General features: G+C 69.0%; 1 protein-coding gene (cut by a window edge). It reads left to right on the top strand.

Annotated features, from left to right (window positions below; translation table 11 throughout):
- On the top strand, nucleotides 1–20,787 hold the 3' portion of the coding sequence (locus tag AC1DP3_RS01930; protein ID WP_477290754.1) for a hypothetical protein. It extends 17,244 nt beyond the left edge of the window; 20,787 of the gene's 38,031 nt are visible here — the last part of the coding sequence; its start codon lies off the left edge, out of view; it ends in the stop codon at nucleotides 20,785–20,787.
- The last annotated feature ends 12 nt before the right edge of the window (nucleotides 20,788–20,799 follow it).

A 20,799-nucleotide genomic window follows, 5' to 3' on the forward strand; every position in this document is an offset into this window, starting at 1 on the left:
GGGGCCGACCCGAACGCGACGATCGTCACGTACCGCTACTTCCTGAAGGACAAGAACCCCAACAACACGCTCGGGCTCTTCAGCGGCAACGGGACGGTGACGATCACCCTGGCGGCGAACAGCGTCGCCAGTGGCACGATCGCGCAGCCTGCCTACAACACGCCCCAGACCCTGAGCTTCGGTCTCACCGCGCCCGTGCCCGGTGAGATCGTCGAAGGCGGTCCGATGGCGCTCGGACCCCTCACGCTGCAGGGACCCACCGTCGGCCTCGGCGGCTTCGGCTTCGTCGAGGGCAAAGTCGTCGTCTCGGTGATCCTCGGGGTGCAGCGTGCGTCGCTCACCCTGGGGGGCGCCCCCGCGACGGGAACGCCGTCGGGGGCGCAGTCGCGCTCCGGGATCACCGTCGATCTCATCGGGCTCAGCGGCTCGTTCGAACTCGCCGTCGACGTCTTCGGCCTCCTCGGCGGCAACGTCGACATCCGACTCACGGGCAAGTGGGGCCTGAATGTGGCGGCCCTCGACGCGCAGATCCCGGATGTCGCGCGGCTCCAGGCGACGGGCATCAGGGTCACCTACGACCCCAAGGCGCCGTTCGACCAGGAGCTGGTGCGCATCAACACCGCGACGATCACCGTCCCGAAGTTCGGCATCACCGGGTCGCTGCGCCCCTACAATCCGACGGCGAAGTCCAACATCTCGTTCAACAACGATGAGGCGCTGACGCCGGGTCTCGTCCCCGGCATGACCGTGTACGGCAACGGTTTCAAGCTGGGCACCGCCGAGCTCGCATACGGACTCCCGCCGACAGCCGGCACTGCGGACGCCGGCAATGCGCTGGCTCCGACGGCCGTCGACAAGAAGATCACGCTGGGCGGCATCCTCGAGCTCGACGACATCCGCGTCGGCGTCTCCGGACTCGCCGTGCGCTTCCCCCCTGCCGGGTCAGACGATGAGGCCGACGTCGACTTCACGGGATCGATCTACATCGCGACGGGCGGCGCGAAGCTCTTCCCCGGCAAGGCGTACGGGGCGACCCTCACCGATCGTCTGACGGTCGACGACCGGCGGCCGGACGGGACTCTCGACGACGAGGCGTTCCGCATCGCCCTGACGTTCGTCAAGGGCAAGGTCCAGGCCTTCCAGCTGACGGTCGACACGCTGGAGATCAGGCTCGGCACGTTCGTGACGCTGACAGCGCGCGACTTCCGCCTCGACACCGGTGCGACCGGCTCAAACTACATGGTGCAGTTCCAATCCGTGGGCGCGAAGGTCGTGGTCGGGGGTCTCGTGATCGCCGGCGAAGGTCGCTTCTTCGCCATCACGGGCGACGGTGACTTCAAGGCGCTGGACGGTTTCGGCGTCTTCCTCTCCGTCGGCTCGGCAACCGGCGACTCCTTCAAGTGGCCCTCGTTCCTGCCGGTCCGCCTCGACGCCATCGGCATCCGGTGGGACGACATCGAGGATGCGCCCGAGGACTTCGAGCTGATCCTGTCGGCGAGCGTCACCGGCATCAAGGGGCTCTCGGGCCTGCAGATCACCGGTTCGATCGAGGGCATCCGCATCAAGCCGTCGCTCCTCATCGAGGGCAAGTTCCCCATCATCGGCATCGATGCGATCGGCGTCACCGTCAAGGGCAAGATGTTCGGCGGCGAGGTGTCGGCGGGCCTCGTCGGCGGCATCCTGAAGCTCAATTCCGACTACGGCGTGATCGGGGTGTTCGACACCACGACGGTCGTCCACCAGCGGGTCTTCTACCTCGGGCTCCAAGGCACGATCTCGATCGCGGGCCTGGCCGGGTTCGGCATCCGTCTCGGCCTGTCCGAGCTCGGACCGCTGCAGGTCTTCCTGAGCGTCAACGTCCCGGGCGGGATCCTGCTCGAACCCACCTCCGGTCTCACGATCAACGACTTCGCCGGCGGCGTCGAGTTCTTCAAGACCCTGCCCTCGATGGACGACCCGTTCGCGCTGAGGTCAACGGCGCGGCAGCTGCCAACCGCCGTCGCCGCCGACCAGTGGCTTCTCCAGCTCCAGCAGCAGGTCGCCTTGCAGGCCCAGACGATTTCGAAGAACCCCGGCCTTGGCGGCTTCGAGGCGGCCTTCACCGCGCCCATGGTCATCACGGGTTCCGCGCGGATCTACTCCATCTACACGTCGCAGGCAGTCTTCAACGGCCAGGTGATCTTCAAGATCTCGACAGACGGCAAGATCCTCATCGTGGGCACGCTCAACTTCGCCGACAACAACATCTCGCTCAGCGGAAGTCTCTACGCCGACCTGTCGAAGGTCTCGACGGGCAATGTCGTCATCCTGTTCCTGGCGGACATCCCCGACCAGGCGCGCCTGCTGACCCTCTACGGCAAGCTCAAGATGGGCTTCCGCAACTCGTCGGGCAACGAAGTCACCTTCGACGTCGTCGAGGGGCTCGACCCCATCGCAACGGGAACCGCTCCCGTGATCGATCTCGGCGCGCCGACGTCGAACGGCGGCACCGTCGACGTCAGCGTCGTCAACGGAGCGTCCGGCTCGACGAAGCACATCGACGTCACCTACACGTCGCCGGCCGGCGCGAGCCTCGACCTGTCGAGCATCCTCGGGCCGAACCGGGCGACATTCACCCTCTGGTACGGCAACGAGACCACCGCTCGCGCGACCACCACGGACAGGCCCGTCCCGATCGTGGCCGTGACGACGCCGACGGGCATGAAGTTCGTCCGGCTGCTCGTCGACGACATCGGCGTGTATTACGACCTCAGGGAGGGTGACCTCGTCGCGCCGAACCAACAGCCCGTCGTCGAGAAGGTCTACGTCCTGCGCTCCGAGGGCTTCACGGGCAGTGCAGACGCGCTGTTCGAGGCCGCCGTGCGCACCGCGGGCACGACGAGGTTCCGGTACGCGATCGGCAGCACGGATCTCGAGATCGGGCGCTGGGAGGTGCGCTTCGCACCTGGAGCGGTCAAGAACGCCGACCTGACCACGGACGCCGGCACCACGACGGGAGCGAGCAGCGCGGAAACGAAGCTCTCGTTCACCGTGACCGGCGTGACCGCGAGCGTCACCAACCCGACGCCTGGCGCCTCGGTCGACGTCAACGTCATGAACGGGCGCGCCTGGATCACGGTCCGATTCCCGAAGCCGACGCTCTTCACGCTCGACCAGGCCTCCATCACCGACCTCGGCGCAGAGTTCCAGCTCTCAGGACCCGGACTCGGGACGATCCAGCTCGACGGCACGCAGGCCCCGCAACTGCTCAGCGAGACCGACACCGAGCTCGCCTACCGCTACTGGCTGACCGGGCGGTTCGCGACGACGGGCGACGTCAAGCTCACGTTCCTCACCGGCAGCTGGGCGTACCTCTTCACAGTCACGGGATCCGTCACGATCACCGACGCCCCCCAGGTCCCGGTGGACGCGAACAATGTCCCCCTTCCCGGTCAAGCGCGCACCTCGGTCGGCGTTCGCTTCCTCGCCGGTGGGACAGGCGGCTACATCGGCGTTCCTGAGGGCTTCACGATCGACACCGATTCCGTCATCAAGCGGCTCGCCGGGCTGGCCTTCAGCGGCGGCACGTGGCAGCTCACGGTCGACACGAGTGCCCCGATCACGGCAACCGGCGCGGCCGGGGAGTTCCGCATCCCCGTCGTCGTCGCGAAGGCGGGCTCGGCAGCGGCGCTCACCGCAGGGCTCACCTCCAGCGTCCTGGGCTTCAGAGGCACCGTCACGGCGGGCACGCAGCCCATGCAGACGATCGCCGTCGCGCCGACCGCATACATCTACCTCGAATTCCTGACGTCAGTGAACGGAGGGACGCTCGACGTGGAGTCGATCCTCGATCTCGCCGCGGAGTTCGAGCTGTACGGCGAAGGGCTGGGCACCATCGCGCTCGACGCGACACGTGCACCCGTCGCGGTCGCGGGCGCGCCCCAGGGCAGCCAGGGCTTCCGGTTCTGGCTCACGGGGCAGTACGAGACCGGTCGCGCGGTCACCCTGACGCTCGTGCCCGGCTCATGGTCGTACCTCAAGTCCGTGACGCCCACGGCGCCCACCGTGACCCAGCAGACCGGCAAGCTGTGGAAGCAGGATCTCGTCGTGACGCTGCCGAGCGGTGCCTCGATGGGGTTTGCCGCCGGCTACAAGCTGGACGCGGCCTCGGCCACCGCCCGTCTGGAGGCTCTGACGTTCACGCCGACGGTCGCGGACTGGTCGGTGGTCCGCGACACGTCCAAGGCGATCAGGCAGGGCGGCACCCCGCTCCAGTTCATCGTGCCGATCATCGTCGAGCGGGCCGACCTGGACGACGCGAGCTCGGCCATCACGCTCGGTGCCCTGGCGGTCGGATTCACGGATGCTGGACCCCAGGCATCCACAGAGCACTACGCTCAGGCACCCGGCCGCACCTACATCGACATCCCCTTCGTCGCGCCGACCGGGCTGCTCATCAACCAGGGATCCATCACGGATCCGGATGCCGAGTTCACGCTGTCGGTCACGCGCAACGGCGTCACCCTGAGCGTGACCCTCGGCGTGGTGGAGATCCTGCCCACGGCGGACGGCACGCTGTGGGTGCGCTACTCCTTCGCGGACGGCTTCGAACTGCTGCCCGGCGACGTGGTGTCGGTCACGTTCATCGCCGGCCGGTGGACCTACACGCTCCCCGGCGGTTCGACGGCGTACACCGGACCCCAGCCCATCGCGGGCCGCTCGGGTGGTGAAGTCATCGACGTGCCGCTCACCGCCGTCGAGCGGGCGATGACCTACCTCGATGTGACGTTCACCCCGCCGGCGGCGATCATCGGGCAGAGCTACACGCTCGACGCGAGCACGATCAACGGCGACGAGTTCACACTCGGGGGCCCCGGCGCCGGCGGCGTCAACATCCTCGGTTGGGTCAACGTCGGCGGCAACACATGGCGCTACCTGCTCGGGGGCACGTTCTCTCCCGGCCGCGTCGACGTCGTCTTCGACCTCGCCAAAATCGGGGTGCTGCCGCCGCGCGGGCCTCCGGCCGGCGTCATCGTCGCCGTGACCCAGTCCTTCCAGGTCGTCGGCTCGACCGCGGACGTCGTCCGCCCAGTCGAGGACGACCCCGCGACACCCCTGGTCAACGAGGCCGGCATCGTCGCCGTCTCAGGCTCGAGCCTCGGCCGTGACCTCCTCAACGCGCTGAAGTACCTCGAGATCCGCTTCCGCGGCTCGGCGGGCTTCGCACTCGACCACTCCACGATCAACGGCGACGAGATCGAGTTCCGCAATGCCGCGGGCGAGCTGATCGCCCTCGGGGCACCGGTCCGCATCGGCACGAGCGACACGTATCGCTACGCGTTCACCGCCAACCTCGCCGCCGGCGCCTACACGATCACGTTCCTCGCCGGCCGGTTCGCCGACGTCGGCGGCCGCCTGAACTCGGCCGAGACCGAGACGCTCACCCTTACGGCGCCGACGTCGTCCCTCTCGGACCCGACGCCCGGTTCGGTGCTCGACGTCAAGGATCTCGCGGGACGCGGGTGGGTCGACATCACATTCAACACGTTCGGCGGCGCGGCCGTGGACGGCGCGTCCATCACCGACGCGGATGCCGAGATCTCGATCAAGGCCGACGGCGTCGACCTCATCGTCATCGGCTCGGGCATGCTCGTCAGCGGCACGACATACCGGTTCTTCTTCTCGGGACACTTCAGCGGCGCTCTTGTCATCACGCGCATCGACGGCAGCTGGCTGAACGCGGACGGCACACCGTTCTCCAACGCGACGCACGGCACCGCGGCCGCGACGCCCGAGCTCGACCTGTCGGCAGGGACGACCCTTCCGCGCACGTGGATCGGCGTGCGCCTCACCCCGACGTCGGGCACGAAGGTCGAGGCTGGTTCGCTCGGCGGCGACGACCTGACCCTCACAGGGGGCGGCACCGAGGCGCTGTCGTTCGTCAAAGTCCTCTTCGCCGACGGCATCGCGCGCTACATGTACACGCTGCCGACGACTTCCTCGTTCACCTCGGGCACTGTGACCGTGACCTTCGTCGCCGCGGCGTGGGCCGACACCGCCGGCAACCTCTCGGCAGGCGGCAGCCAGAGCTTCCGGCTGATCGAGCAGGGTCAGTCGTTCTACATCGAGCTCTCCGGCGGCATCCTCCTGCAGGCGGCCGGCCTCACCAAAGAGCCGCTGATGCACATCCGTGCCGAGGTCGTGCTCGAGATCGACGCGAACCGCAAGCTCTTCATCCTCACCTTCGCGGGGCAGATCGACGTGATCGAGCTCGGAACGCTGGGCGCGACATCCGGTCGATTCGTCCTCCTGATCGGCGACGAGTCCACCAATCCGATGCACCCGGTCCCGCAGTTCTGGGGCGTCGCCACGATCGAGACCAACTTCGAGAAGCTCGAGAAGTATGGCCTCCACCTGAGCGGTTCGGCGCAGCTGCGGATCAACCTGACGAACGAGGTCAAGACCGAGACGCTGACCCTCAAGGGTGTCGGCGCCGGCGGCAGCGACCTCACCGAGACGTTCGTCCTGCAGCCCTTCAGCTTCGGCTTCCAGATCCTCGGCCAGGCGATCGTCGCGCCGAGCGGCAATGAGATCATGCGCATTCAGGGCGGCCTGTACCTGAACATCTCGCTGAACCCGCCGAACCCCTCGATGGACGTGTTCCTGACCGGTCGCCTCTCGTTCGGTTCGGGGGCGGCGCAGCTTGAGTACGGCTCGGTCACGGGCGTGCTCATGATCTCGACCGGAGGGAACGGCGGGATCCCCGGCGTTGCGGGAAGCATCCGCGTCTCGGCGGGCGTCGGCATCGGGCTGCCGAACATCGGCTCGCTCTTCTCGGCGACGGGATCCGTCAGCGTCATCTTCAACACGACGTTCGCAGACCAGACCTTCGTCGTGCCGAAGGCGTTCCTGCCTCTGCTTCTGCCGGGCCAGTCGCCGGTGTTCTACATCCCGGCCGCGCCCCCCGGCATCGACGGCGAGCCCGATCCCAACGCCACGGTCGGCGCCTACGTCGTCGCGGCCATCGAAGCCGAGCTGACGATCGGCGGCGCCTTCACCCTCACGGGCTTCCTGCGCATCAAGGCTGCGGTCGGTCAGACGAGCGTGCTCGAGGTGACGGGCCTGGTCGGCACGACCATCCCGTACCTCGGATCCCTCACGGGCGCCGTCAACCTTGCGATCTACGTCGGAGCCCAGACGGGTGTCGTCGGGCGCGTTCAGCTGACGCTCGGCGTCAACGCGATCCCGGGACTCACGCTCGCGGGCCAGTTCCTCCTCGAGATCAACACCTTCTCGACGACCCGGACGGTCCAGACCTTCGCGATCGAAACGACGCAGGTCAACGGGGTCACCGTGTTCGGCCGCTTCAAGCGCGACGCGAACCAGAAGCTCGTGGTCGAGAACACGGTGATCAACGTCGTCGCGGGCTTCCGGCTCGAGATGTCCGGGACGCTGGGCGTCATGGACGTGCTCGACATCACGGGCCACGTCGTCCTCACCATCGGCGCCAGCGAGATCAGCCTCATCGTCAACGGCACGGCCTCCCTCGACTTCTTCGGCAACCTGGTCATCCGCGACAGCGGCTTCCGCATCAATGGCAAGGGGCTTGTCGCGCGGCTCGACCTCTCGCTCGACGCGGGCTTCGGCGGCGGCATCGGCATCGGATTCTCAGCCAGTGCGGTCCTCGCCCTCAACACCACCGGTGCCACCGCGACGTTCGGATCGAGCCAGGTCGCCCCCGGATTCCTCCTCCGGCTCGACGGCTCGATCGACTTCCTGACCTTCGCCCGCGGCACGGGCTTCGCCGAGATCCGGATCTCGTCCGGTGCGTTCGTCATGAAGTTCGGCGTCGACTTCGATCTCGCGGGACTCAAGTTCAAGGCCAGCGGCATCGCCGGCATCTACGACGACGGCTTCGTGATGGAGGTGGGGGTGAGCGCGTCCGCCGACGCGTTCATCTTCAGCCTCGCGGCGAGCGGCACGCTGCGGATCAACACGATCGGCCAGGCCCGCGATGGCGTCGACCCTGGCTTCAAGCTTCAGCTCACGGGCTCGGTGACGCTGCTCAAGATCATCAGCTTCAACGCCGGCTTCACGATCGAAGTGGGCAAGACCGGGCCGGACGACGACGACTACTCCGCCGGTGACTGGTACCTCGACGCCTACGCGAACCTCGACCTGTTCATCTTCAAGCTCTCCGGCACGGTGTTCCTCAACTCCGACGGCACCTTCGAGCTCCATCTCGCAGGCCACATGCAGCTCGGCACCGACTTCATGGGGATTCGCGGCGACTTCCACCTCGACATCGCGTTCGGCAAATTCGATGAGAACGGGATCGTCTACTACCTTCTGCACGTCGGCGGGGGCGCGAGCGTCGAGGTCTACTTCGACTTCAAGCTGTTCGAGATCAGCCTCGGCGTGGGCCTGGATCTGTCCGTCACCGCCGACTCGCGCAACGCCGACGCTGAGGGCAAGACGCCGCTCGTGTTCGATGTCACGGTGCGGTTCAAAGTGCTCGGCTCGTGGTACTCGCGCAGCGCGTCGATCACTCTCGGGACCGTTCAGTTCCCGCCCACGCCCTATCTCGCGAGCAACGGACGCAGCGATTACTCGGCGGGCCACTTCAACAACCTGAAGGAATGGCGCCCACTCGATACCCACCTCGTCTTGAACGTCGGCGATCTCGATCACAGGACCGCCCGTACGGTCTCGACGACCCAGAGGAACGAGTCCGTCTTCATCGAGCAGATCGGCGACCTCGATTCCAACCATCGCGCGACGATCCGGATCACGGCGTTCGGCTACTCGCGCACCTACGCGCACGTCGAGCGGATCTCCGCGCTCTTCGACGACGACGCCGACTACATCCTCATCGACCCGAGCGTCCAGATCCCCGTCACGATCGACGGCGGATCGGGCGATGACGTCATCCTCCTCAAGGGATCTGCCGCGGGATCGACACTCAGTGGCGGCACCGAGAACGACAGGATCACGGTCGAAGGAGCCGGCAGCGCCACGGTCAACGGCAACGACGGCGCCGACATCCTGAGCCATGTCGGCACCGGAACAGTCACCCTGAACGGCGGCGACGGCGCCGACCGGCTCTCGGGAGGCAACGCGACCGACACCCTCAACGGCGAGGGCGGCGCCGACACGCTCTCCGGTCCCGCCAAGCAGTACAACGGCGGCGCAGGCGACGACACGATCACGGCGACCAGCGCGGTCTTCTCGTCGCTCGTGAACCTCGTGGTCGACGGCGGCGCCGGCACCGATACGCTGACGCTCCTTCTCACCGGCAGCTCCGACATCCTCTCGATCACGAACACCTCGGCCGGGATCCTCAGCCACACGTTCGCCGGCGAGACCCGCACGACCACGGGCCTCGAGCACCTCGTGATCGACGCCGGCACGGGTGCGGACGCGATCACGCTCACCGACATCACCCGCTTCGACACCGCGCAGAACCCCGGCATCCAGACGATCCGCATCCTGGTCGGCACGGGCAGCACCGACTTCGTCACGATCCGCGGCTCCGACAGCATCGCGGATGACTTCACGGTCTCGACCGAGGGCACGACCCCGGTCCGCACCAAGGTCGTCCGCTCGACTGCCATGGCCTACACCGTATGGATCGAAGGCGGCGTTCGCGGCGAAGGCGATTCGCTCGTCATCGACGGCCAGGGCGGTAACGACAGGCTGGATGCCGCGGCCCTCGCCGCCGACCAGCTCGCACTGACCCTCATCGGCGGGACGGGCAACGACACCCTCATCGGCTCGCGCTACAACGATGTGCTGGACTCCGGCGAGGGCGACGACACCGTGACGGGCGGCCTCGGCAAGGATGTGTTCATCGACGCCGGCGGCACCGATACGCTCGTCGAGTCGTTCGCGGCGGGCGACTTCGGCCTCTACGACAACCTCCTGGTGGTCGGTCTCGCGGTCGGCGTGAACTTCGGCGTCGGCTCCATCGCGGAAGACCTGGGCGGCCTCTTCGAGATCGCGCGTCTCACCTCGACCGGTCCGAACGCCACGACGATCCTCATCGGCGACGCCGACGGCTCGGTGCTCGTGGCCGGGAGCGCCCGCGCCGCTGACTCGTGGACGGGCACGGCGTTCGTCGATGCCGGTCCGGGCAGCGATCTCGTCCGCATCGAACTCAGGGACTCGGCCGGCATGGCCGTCCACGTAGCCGGCTCGGCCGGTGGCGACACTCTGCAGGTGTGGGGCACATCGGCACCCGACGACCTGATCGTCGACGTCGACGGGTCGCCGACCGGTGGCGGGTACGCGAACCGCATCCAGCGGGTCTCGTTCGGCTCGACTCCCGCGCCGGCCAACGTCCGTGCAACCGTGACGCACACGGGGATCGAACTCGTCGAGATCCGCACGCTCCTCGGCGGCGACCGGGTCGCGGTGCGAGCGATCCAGGTCGAGCACAAGATCTACACGGGCGAGCACATCGACCGCGTCGCGGTCGGCACGCAGGCCGCCGGTCAGGGCACGACCAACTCCGTCTGGACCAACACGGGGGGCGACGTCAACGCGATCGATGCGGCGCTGACGATCGACGGCGGCTCGGGTCCGGCCGCCGCGACAGGCGACGACCTGCTCTCGATCGACGACACCGGCGACCCGTTCGCGAACACCGGCGAGCTCACGGCGACCACCATCACCGGCCTCGACATGGCCCCCGCCGGCATCACGTACGCGGCGTTCGAGCAGCTCACGATCAACCTCGGATCGGGCGGCGACACCTTCACGATCAGCTCGACCCACGCCGGCACGACAGCGCTCACGACCCGCGTCGGCGCAGACCTCGTGATCGTCCGGTCCGTCTCGGGTGCGACGACTGTCGACACGGGAGCGGACGACGACACGGTGCGGATCAGCTCGACGCTCACGGGCATCGGCGGGAACGTCGTCGGCGTCAGGGCGCCCCTCGCCCTGACGGGCGGATCGGGCGCCGACACGCTGTACCTCGACGACGCATCCACGATCCTGGACCGCATCGGCGTCGTGACGGGCGCGTCGATCTCGGGACTCGGGATGACGGGCGGGATGCCGAGTCCGAGCCTCGTCCAGGTGGTGAGGGTCCCGGGGGCCGTCGACGGGCGCTTCACCCTGAAGGTGGGCGGGCAGACGACCGGCCAGCTCGCGTTCGATGCAACGGCTGCGCAGGTGCAGGCTGCGCTCGGAGCACTCGTGGGATCCGCGAACGTGGTCGTGACGAAGGCAGGAGAGAGCTGGGTCGTCGCGTGGACGGGCTCCCTCGCAGGCGCCGCAGGCCGCGGCCTCGTGCTCACGATCGCGACCGTCGCAGACCACCCGCTCGTCGCGGCGGGCGGCGGCATCGTCACGACCCGCGTGCTCGGGATGACCGACGGCCGCGTCGACTACGCCGCCTTCGAGACTCTCGACGTCACGCTGGGGTCGGGCTCCGACATCCTGAACCTCGACTCGACCCATTCCGGCGCCACGACCGTCCGAGCCGGGAACGGCGACGACCGCATCTTCATCGAGAGCGTTTCGGGCAGGGCGACCATCAAGGGCGAGGCGGGGGACGACTGGCTCGTCGTGAACGCCGTGCACGATCCCGTCTCGGTCAACCCCATGCAGGGCCAGACCCTGGATCTCGACGGCGGTGCCGATTCGGACTACTTCCTGATCGACCTCTTCGGCGTGGGCGGCAGCCGCATCAACGCGATCGACGACGCGTCCGACGGCGGCACGAATGTCCTCGTCCTGAACGGATCGGCGTCCGGCGACACCTTTCTCTTCCGCCGGAACGACCAGCGCGCCCTCGTCGCGCTGCTCACGCGGACGACCGCCGGCGGAGCATTCACTTCGGCCGAGAAGGTCACGTACGACGAGGAGATGACCGGTGGCGTCATCGTCAACGGGCTCGGCGGCGACGACGCGTTCGCGTTCGACGACACCTCCTCGGTCCTGACTGTCAACGGCGATTCGGGCAACGACGTCTTCCGCTTCGGCCAGCTCTACACCGGCTACACGGGCGACGCGGAGTTCGGCATCCAGGCGACGGACTTCTTCGCCTCCTCGCGGGGACTCCTGACCCGCGGCGTCTCGTACACGGCGACCGTCCGCGGCGGTACCGGTGACGACGTCTTCGAGGTGTTCCGCAACGTCGCGACGCTCAACCTGTACGGCGACGCCGGCGACGACACCTTCGTCATCCGGTCGTTCATCGGCGAGTCCAAGGCGACCGATCTCAACGCCGGTGAGGGGCGAAACTTCATCCAGTACGCGTCGAACGCTCCGGTCAACATCGACGGCGGATCCGGCTTCGACCTCGTCGTCATCATCGGAACCGAGGCGGACGACGTCTTCGTCATCACGGCGAACGGCGTCTACGGCGCCGGACGCGTCATCCGCTACATCAACGTCGAGAAGGTGTCGATCTACGGCATGGAGGGCGACGACGTCTTCCACGTCCTCTCCACGAACCCGGCCGTCGAGCTGTCGATCTTCGGCGGGCTGGGCTCGGACCGCGTCGAGGTCGGCAGCCAGGCGCCCTGGGTGCAGGCGGACGACCTGCTGGGCCACACGGGCCTCATCCGCCACTCGGTGGAGAGCTCGGTGACCAACTCGCTGTGGGCGCTGATCCCGGTCGACGGCATCGCGACCGAGATCATGGACAACGATGAGCCGACGGTCGTCGTCGCCCCGGTCGGAGGATCGCTCGTCGTGACCGAAGGCGGTCCGTCCCGCCTCGTGACGGTGCGGCTCACGAAGGCACCGGCGAGCGCTGTGCGCGTCGTCCTCACCGGGCCCGCGATCGACCCCACGGCGCCGACCCGGGCGCGCTACATCCAACTCTCGCTCGACGGCGTCGACTGGCAGACGTCGGTGCGGCTCGACTTCGCGGCGGGCGACACGGGGCAGCGCCAGGTCTTCGTGCGGGCCATCGATGACGATGCCGCCGAAGGTGAGTGGTTCTCGCCGATCGACGCGATCGTGACGGGCGGCGACTACCAGGGCGCGCTCGTCGCCACGACGTTCGTCCGCGTGCTCGATGACGAGGCGCCGGAGGTGTCGGTCGTCCTGCCCGACGGCGGCATCCGGGTCCTCGAGCCCGGCAACGGCGCAACGGGAGCGCCGGCGCAGTACGAGGTGCGGATCTCGTCGGCGCCCGCCGCGGGGGCGACGGTCACGGTGCGTCTCGTGGCGGCCGCCGGCCTGCAGCTGTCGGAGGGCGGCGTGTGGGGCTCGTCGCTCGATCTCGTCTTCGCGGCCGGAGTCCGCGTCAAGACGGTACTGGTCCGAGCGACCGCTGACACCGACGTCGAGGGCCAGCATGTGCTGGCGATCTCGGCGCAGGTGGTCTCGAGCGACGCGCGCACCGGCACGATGACGGGCACCGGCGGGTTCGCGAGGGAGTTCGCGTTCAGCATCCCGGGCACACCCATCCCGGCGGGCTCGCTCAAGGGCCAGCTCCTCCGCTTCACGAGCGGAGCCGCTGCCGGTCAGATCGTGCGCATCTGGAACAACACCGCCTCGACGATCGAGATCGAGGGGGAGTGGGATGCCGCGCCGCAGCTCGGCGACGCCTTCATCGTGATCGGGTACACGGCGCCGGCAGTCCTGACCGAGGTCGTCGGCACGGTCGGCACCATTTCCGGCGACGGCCGTACCGTGACACTCACGGGGCTCCCCGTGACGCCGGCCGACGGCTCGCTGAGCGGCGCGCTCCTGCGGGTCGTGGGGGCGAACGGCACCGCGACCTATCGCACGATCGCCTTCAATGTCGGCAATTCGATCACCGTGACCGACGCGTGGGGTGCCGGCGCGCTCGTCGCCGGCGTCACGAAGCTCTACGTCGCCGAGATCCCCGGGGTTGCGATCGCGCCGGTCACGGCGCTCGTACACGACGAGGACAGCGCGGGAGTCGTCATCACGCCCGCCGGCGGCGACATCCGGCTCGTCGAGGGCGCGACGGCCGGCCAGTTCGGCTCGACGGCGACGTACACCGTCCGCCTGACCCGCGCACCGGCGGCCGGCGAGACCGTGACCGTCACCATCGATGCGATCTCGTCCTTCACGGGCTACGGGGTCCCGGCGGGCCGGCAACTCGAGATCCTGGTCGGCTCCACCTGGCAGGACTCCCTCGAGCTGAGCTTCACGAACGCGAACTGGGCCACCGAGCGCATCGTCACGATCCGCGCGATCGACGACGCCGTCATCGACGGCGGCGACATCCAGGAGTTCGCCGATGCGGCCCGCCGCCTGCACCTCATCCAGGGACCGCTCTTCGTCTCGGGTGGCGCCGACCCGAACCCGCCCGTCGCACTGGGACTCGACGGCTACCTCCCGATCACGCTGCCCGGAGAGACGTCAGGTCACCCGCTTCCCGTCACGGCGACCTCGGCGCAGGCGATCGAGGCGGCGCAGGTCGACGTCCTCGTCGTCCACAACGAGGACAGTCCCGCGAAGGACGTCGGAACCCTCACGAACGGGCGGATCACGGGCCTGGGCATGGCGAGCGACTACTCGCTGGCGGGGCGCCCCGTCCTCGGCGGCATCGGCTACACGCAGTTCGAGGACCTGACCATCCTGCTCGGCTACGGCAACGACACGTTCACGGTCGAGTCGACGCACGCCGGCACGACGACGATCGATGCCGGGCCGGGCGACGACAAGATCACCGTTCGCACCATCGACGGCCACACCCGCATCGTCGGCGGCCCGGGGAGCGGCTCCCCGCTCCTCGGCAGCTCGGACGACGACACGTTCACGATCGGCACCGCAACGGGCCTGCTCGACCTCCTCCGGGCGCTCCTCGTGCTCGAGGGCGGCGTCGGCGCCGACACGGCGAACCTGCGCGACGACGGCGACGCCGACGCGCTCCTCGGCTGGCTCACGCAGGACTCGTTCACCGCGAACGACCTGCTGCCGCGTCCCGGCCTCGACGAACTGCAGCGTCCGCTCGACCGCCTCTTCGCCGTCACTCCCCGGGGCGGCGCGTTCACGATCCTCCTCTCGCAGCGGCAGGTGCAGGGCCCCGTAACCGTGGAGACCGGCATCGGCGCCGTCACGTTCTCGACCGGCGCGAGCGCCGAGAGCGTGCGGGCCGCCCTCCAGGCGCTGCTCTTCCCTGACGCGGCGCGCTGCGGAACGAGCGACCGGACCAGGTGCGCCGCGAGCGTGTACGTCTGGCTCGTCGACGGCACCTACCTCATCGGCTTCCGCGGCGAAGTCAACGAAGACCCGGCGCACCCCGTCAGCATCCAGCTCGCCGCCGTCGGCGCGACGTCGGTCGCGACGGACGTCGCGAGCGGATCGGGCATCCGCTACCACGGCCTCGAGACGCTCAACATCGCGCTCGGATCCGGGGCGGACGTCCTGAACGTCCGCGGAACGCTCCCGGTCACGAACGTCTCGTTCGGCGCGGGCGACGATCGGGTCTACATCTCGTCGAAGGCCGATGTCGGCCTCGGGCAGAAGCCGGAGTTCCTCGCGGGCGACCTCGACGCGATCCGGGGGACCCTCAACCTGGATCTCGGCGCGGGCCGCCACACGCTGCTCCTGAGCGACGAGGACGCCGTTGCCGGCGACACCAGCGTGCTCATCACCGATGTCGCCGCCGCCGCCCGGCAGCGCGATGCGGCACTCGCGGCGAACGGCGAGATCTTCGTGGTCGGCCTCGCGCCCCGGGCGATCTCGTGGCGGGCCGCCGCGGACGGCACCTTCGCCGACGGCATCCGCATCTGGACGAGTGGTTTCGCCGACACGATCGTGATCGACGGCACGCACAACCGCCCCGCACCCATCCGCACGACGACGTGGCTCAACACCGGCCTGGGCGACGACAGGGTCACGGTGGACCTCAAGGCGGGCACCGACGGATTCTTCGTCCTCAACACGCAGGGCCCGAACGACAACGTGCTCGGGCTCGGCGCCGACCTCGACGACGGGGACGAGCCGCTCAGCGCCGACGTCGTCGACAGCGTGCGCGTCAACGGCGTCGTCGTCCCGGCATCCCGCTATGTCGTGTCGTCGCGCCTCGATCTCGTGGGGCTCTTCGACTCGCTCTCACCCGGCGACGTCGTGAGCATCACCCTCCACCTGACCAGCTGGTCATCCTCGGCCGAGCTGGGCACGGGCGCCGTTCACGGCTACCGGGTCTGGGTGAACGGCAGGCTCCTGAACCCCGAGGAGGTGACTCTCGTCGGCACCCACCTCGTCTTCGCGACCCCGCCGCAGCGCAACGGCGACCCCGCCCACGTCCTCGTCGAGGTCACGCGGACGGTCACCCTCGCGCCGATCCTGATGCCGACGACGGGCGCCCTCCTTCCCGGGGGGACGACCGACAACGACACGGTCCTCGGCCACACCTCGACCCTCCCGCTCGTGATCTTCGGCGGCATCGGCAACGACACGCTGCACGGCGGAACGGGCGGCGACATCATCCTCGGCGACCGCGGCATCGTGCAGTGGGTGAACGCGGCGGGCCTGGTCGTGGCCGAGTCCGGCCATGGCGGCCCGGGCGACCGCACCGATGGTGCCATGCGGCCGCTCGGGTTCGTGCGCACGATCGATCCGACGATCGGCGGGGCCGACATCATCACAACCGGCGTGGGCGCCGACATCGTGCTCGGCGGCGCCGCCGGCGACACGATCACGACGAACCGGGACGAGACCGGGACGCTCTTCGACACGAGTGACCTCGTCTTCGGCGATCACGGTCTCATCGACTGGGTGAGCCAGGATGCCGCGCCCGCCGACTTCGACATCGTGACGTCGATCGATCCCCTCCACGGCGGCGACGATCGCATCACGACCGGTCGCGGCGACGACCTGGTGATCGGCGGCGCGGGCGCCGATATCATCGCCGCCGCCGACGGACGCAACGTCGTCCTCGGCGACAACGGGCGGTTCGTCGCGACGAGCCCCCTCACCGGCTCGCCCGCATGGGCCGCCTTGCCGCTCACGGCGGGCGTCCTGGAGACGACCGACTCCTTGATCGGCGGCGACGACACCGTCACGACCGGATCCGGCATCGACCTCGTGCTCGGCGGCGCCGGGAACGACGACGTCCGGGCCGGCGACAGCGGCGACATCGTCGTCGGCGACCACGCGACGCTGACGCTCGCCGTGCCGGTGCCCTCTCCTGCCAGCGGCCTGAGCGTGCTCCGCATCGAGGTCATCGCCAGGGCGGTGGGTGGTCGCGACGTCATCCGCGGCGAGGGCGGCGAAGACGTCCTCATCGGCGGAACCGAGAACGACACGATCGACGGCGGCACGGGCCGCGACCTGATCTTCGGCGACAACGTCACGCTCGACCGCACCGCGGGCACCGGTCGCACGAACGTCCCCGCGACTCAGGGCACCTTCGGGCTCTTCACGAGCCCGCGGTTCCGCCTCCTCGGCGGCACCCAGATCTACGCGACCGCGCTGGGCGCCGAGGGCCTCGCGCAGCTCGCGGGAGCGAACCAGCTCGACCCGACCGGCACCGCGACGTGGAGCGACTTCGGGATCGACATCCTGGATCACGAGCTCGGCACCGAGACCTCGCGCTACGGCGACGACCGCATCGCGGGCGGCGCGGGCAACGACATGATCTTCGGCCAGCTCGGCGTCGACACGATCCAGGGCGACGGCTCGATCGACCTCCGCGGTCCGAACGGAGAGCTCGTCGGCGCCCAGCGCGACCCGCTCACGGGGCTGCTCACCATCATCGCCTCGGCGGCGATCGCAGAGACCGACGGCGACGACTACATCGAGGGCGGCGGCGGAGCCGACGTCATCTTCGGCAACCTCGGCCGCGACGACATCATCGGCGGCAGCTCGAGCCTCTTCTCGCTGACCTCGGCGAACGAGCGCCCCGATGGCGCCGACCTCATCCTCGGCGGCGCGGGATCCTCGGTTGCGCGCAACCTGACCGACGCCCTGCACGGGGTCGACTCCGACAACATCGTGGGCGACAACGGAGACATCGTCCGGCTCGTCGGTACCGTGAACGGGGTCTTCGGATACCAGCGGTTCGCGTACGACAACTACAGCGGACCCGGCGAGGTCCGCCTCGTGCCGCGTGCGGTCACGCTCTTGGACTACACGCCGGGCGGGCTCGACCGTACGCCTGCCGCCGGTGCCGATATCGGCGCCGACGACGAGATCCACGGTGAGAGCGGCGACGACACCGTCTACGCCGGCCGGGGCAACGACGTGGTCTTCGGGGACGCCGGCGACGACGACCTGATCGGCGGCTGGGGTTCCGACTGGATCTCGGGCGGCACGGGCATCGACGGCATCCTCGGCGACGACGGACGCATCTTCACCAGCCGCAACGGCACCGCCGAGGCGCTGAACGCAATCGCCGCCACCGTGCAGATCGAGATCACGACACCCGGCCGCGTGCAGGTCGCCGTCCTCTTCCCCACAGGCAAGCTCAACAAGCGCGTCGACCTCACGCCCTTCGCCGTCAACGGCGTCTTCACCGATACCCTCTTCGACGCACAGCACGCCAGCGATCTGCTCTACGGCGGCTGGGACGACGACTTCATCCACGGAGGCTCGGGCGAGGACGGCATCTCGGGCGGCGAAGCCCTCGTCGAGGCCTACGGCTACAGCAGCACAGACCCGCGCGGTATCCGAAGCGACTTCACCAAGCCCTTCAACAATGGGACGCTCCTCGGGTACAGCGACGCCGCCGGCGAGTTCGCGAACTACGACGAGTACAACCCGATGACGAAGGTCGTCCTCGACGGCGGGCACGAGTGGCTGCTGAACTTCCTGAGCACCGAGGGCCGCGCCGACAGCGGGGTGCTGACCGACGGAGACGACGTCCTCTTCGGCGACCACGGCAGTGACTGGCTCGTCGGCGGCACCGGCCGCGACACGCTGTGGGGCGGCTGGGGCAACGACCTCCTGAACGTCGATGACGTCCTGACGACGAACGGCGGGCTCAACAACCAGCCCGACACGAACGTGTCGTACGAGGACCGCGCGTACGGCGGCGCCGGGCTCGACATCCTCATCGGCAACACGGGCGGCGACCGCCTGATCGACTGGGTCGGAGAATTCAACAGCTTCATCGTGCCGTTCGCGCCCTTCGGCCTCGGCACCGTCAGCCGCCAGGTCGCGCCGGGACTGTACGAGTTCCTCTACCAGCTGTCTGCGGCGCAGGGCGCCGACTTCACCATCGCACAGACGGTCGGGGCCATCTCGGTGCCGCGCAACGGCGAGCCGTACGGCGAGATCGGCCTCGTCATCCAGAAGGACGACGCCTGGCAGGACCAGACGGGCGGCCCGCGCGACCCCCAGCCCGGAAACGTGCCCGGTGGCAAGCGCGACGTCCTGCGGACAGCGGGCTTCGACACGAGCGCCGACGCGTTCTTCGCGGATTCCGGAGCCTTCACGGCCGCCGGCGGCACCCTGAATGTCACGGCGGCGTCGTCGAGCGGCGATGCCGCGGCCGTCTACTACATCGATCAGTACCTGCCGATCTACTACGAGCTGAGCGCGCAGGTCTATCTGACGAAGCCGACGGCCGGATGGAAGGCCAACGCATACGTCATCTTCGACTACTTCACGCCGACCGACTTCAAGTTCGCGGGCGTGGACCAGTCGACGAGCAAGCTCGTCATGGGCCGTCGGACGGCGGCGGGCTGGATCGTCGACGTGCAGTCGGTGGTCACCGGCGGCGTCAAGTCGGACAAGTGGTACACGATGCTCGTCGCCGTCAACGGCACGACCGTCACCGTGATGCTCGACGGCAAGACCGCCTTCACGTACACCTTCGCGCCGCGGGTCATCGGCGGCGTCGCGTACGGACTGAACAAGGGCTTCGTCGGCGTCGGCTCCGATCAGGCGCGCGGCAAGTTCGACAACATCTCGGTGCAGGTGCTCCCACCGGCGATCACCCTCGACGTGACGGAGGAGTTCGCCTCGAGCACCGGCACGGTCGGGGGAGTGCGCGGCACGTGGGCGGCGGCATCCGGAGCCCTGACGGGCACGACGGCCACCGCCGCGCCGGCCGTCTCGCTCGTCGGGATCGGCGCGACGCTCGCCGCCAACGCCTTCCTCGAGATCTCGACCGTCGTCTCGCTGACGGCGGGGGGACGCGCCGGCATCGTCTACGACTTCTACTCGCTGACCGACTACAAATTCGTGGTGCTCGACCTCACCGCGAAGGCCGTCCTGTTCGGACATGTGGCCGGAACCCAGACCATCCTCGATGAGTCGATCGCCTGGGCACTCGCGCCGGCGACGAAGTACGCGCTGCTCGTCACGATCAAGGGCGCGTCCGTCTCGGTCACTGTCAACGGCGCGTTCGTCAGGTCCAGGGCCTACTACGCCGCCCTTGCCGACGGCAGGATCGGCCTCGTCGTCACCGCGGGCTCGGCGACGTTCGACTGGCTGAGGGTGCGCACCGACGGCTACGCCCCGCCGGGTCCAGCCCCAACCGGCACGACGACCCTCGCGGCCCCGGCCGGCACGACGACCCTCGCAGCCCCGGCCGGCACGACCACCCTCGGGGCCTCAACCGGCACGACGGCCCTCGCGGCCCCGGCCGGCACGACGACCCTCGCGGCCCCGGCCGGCGCGACGACCCTCGCCGGGCCGACCGGAACGGGTACGACCGGAACGGGGACGACCGGCACCGGGACCAGCGGCTCGGCCACGGCGCAGAGCTATGACGCGAGCGTGATCGACGCGCCGCCCCTGGCGCCCACGACAGCGACGGACCCGACGGCGACGGCGCCCACACCGACACCGGAGGCGCCGACAGAGCCGACCACCCCGACGCCGACATCGCCCTCCACTCAGCCGGGCAAGGGCAAGAAGTAGACCCCCATCGCG

It is taken from the genome of Microbacterium sp. P5_B6 (assembly GCF_056400345.1).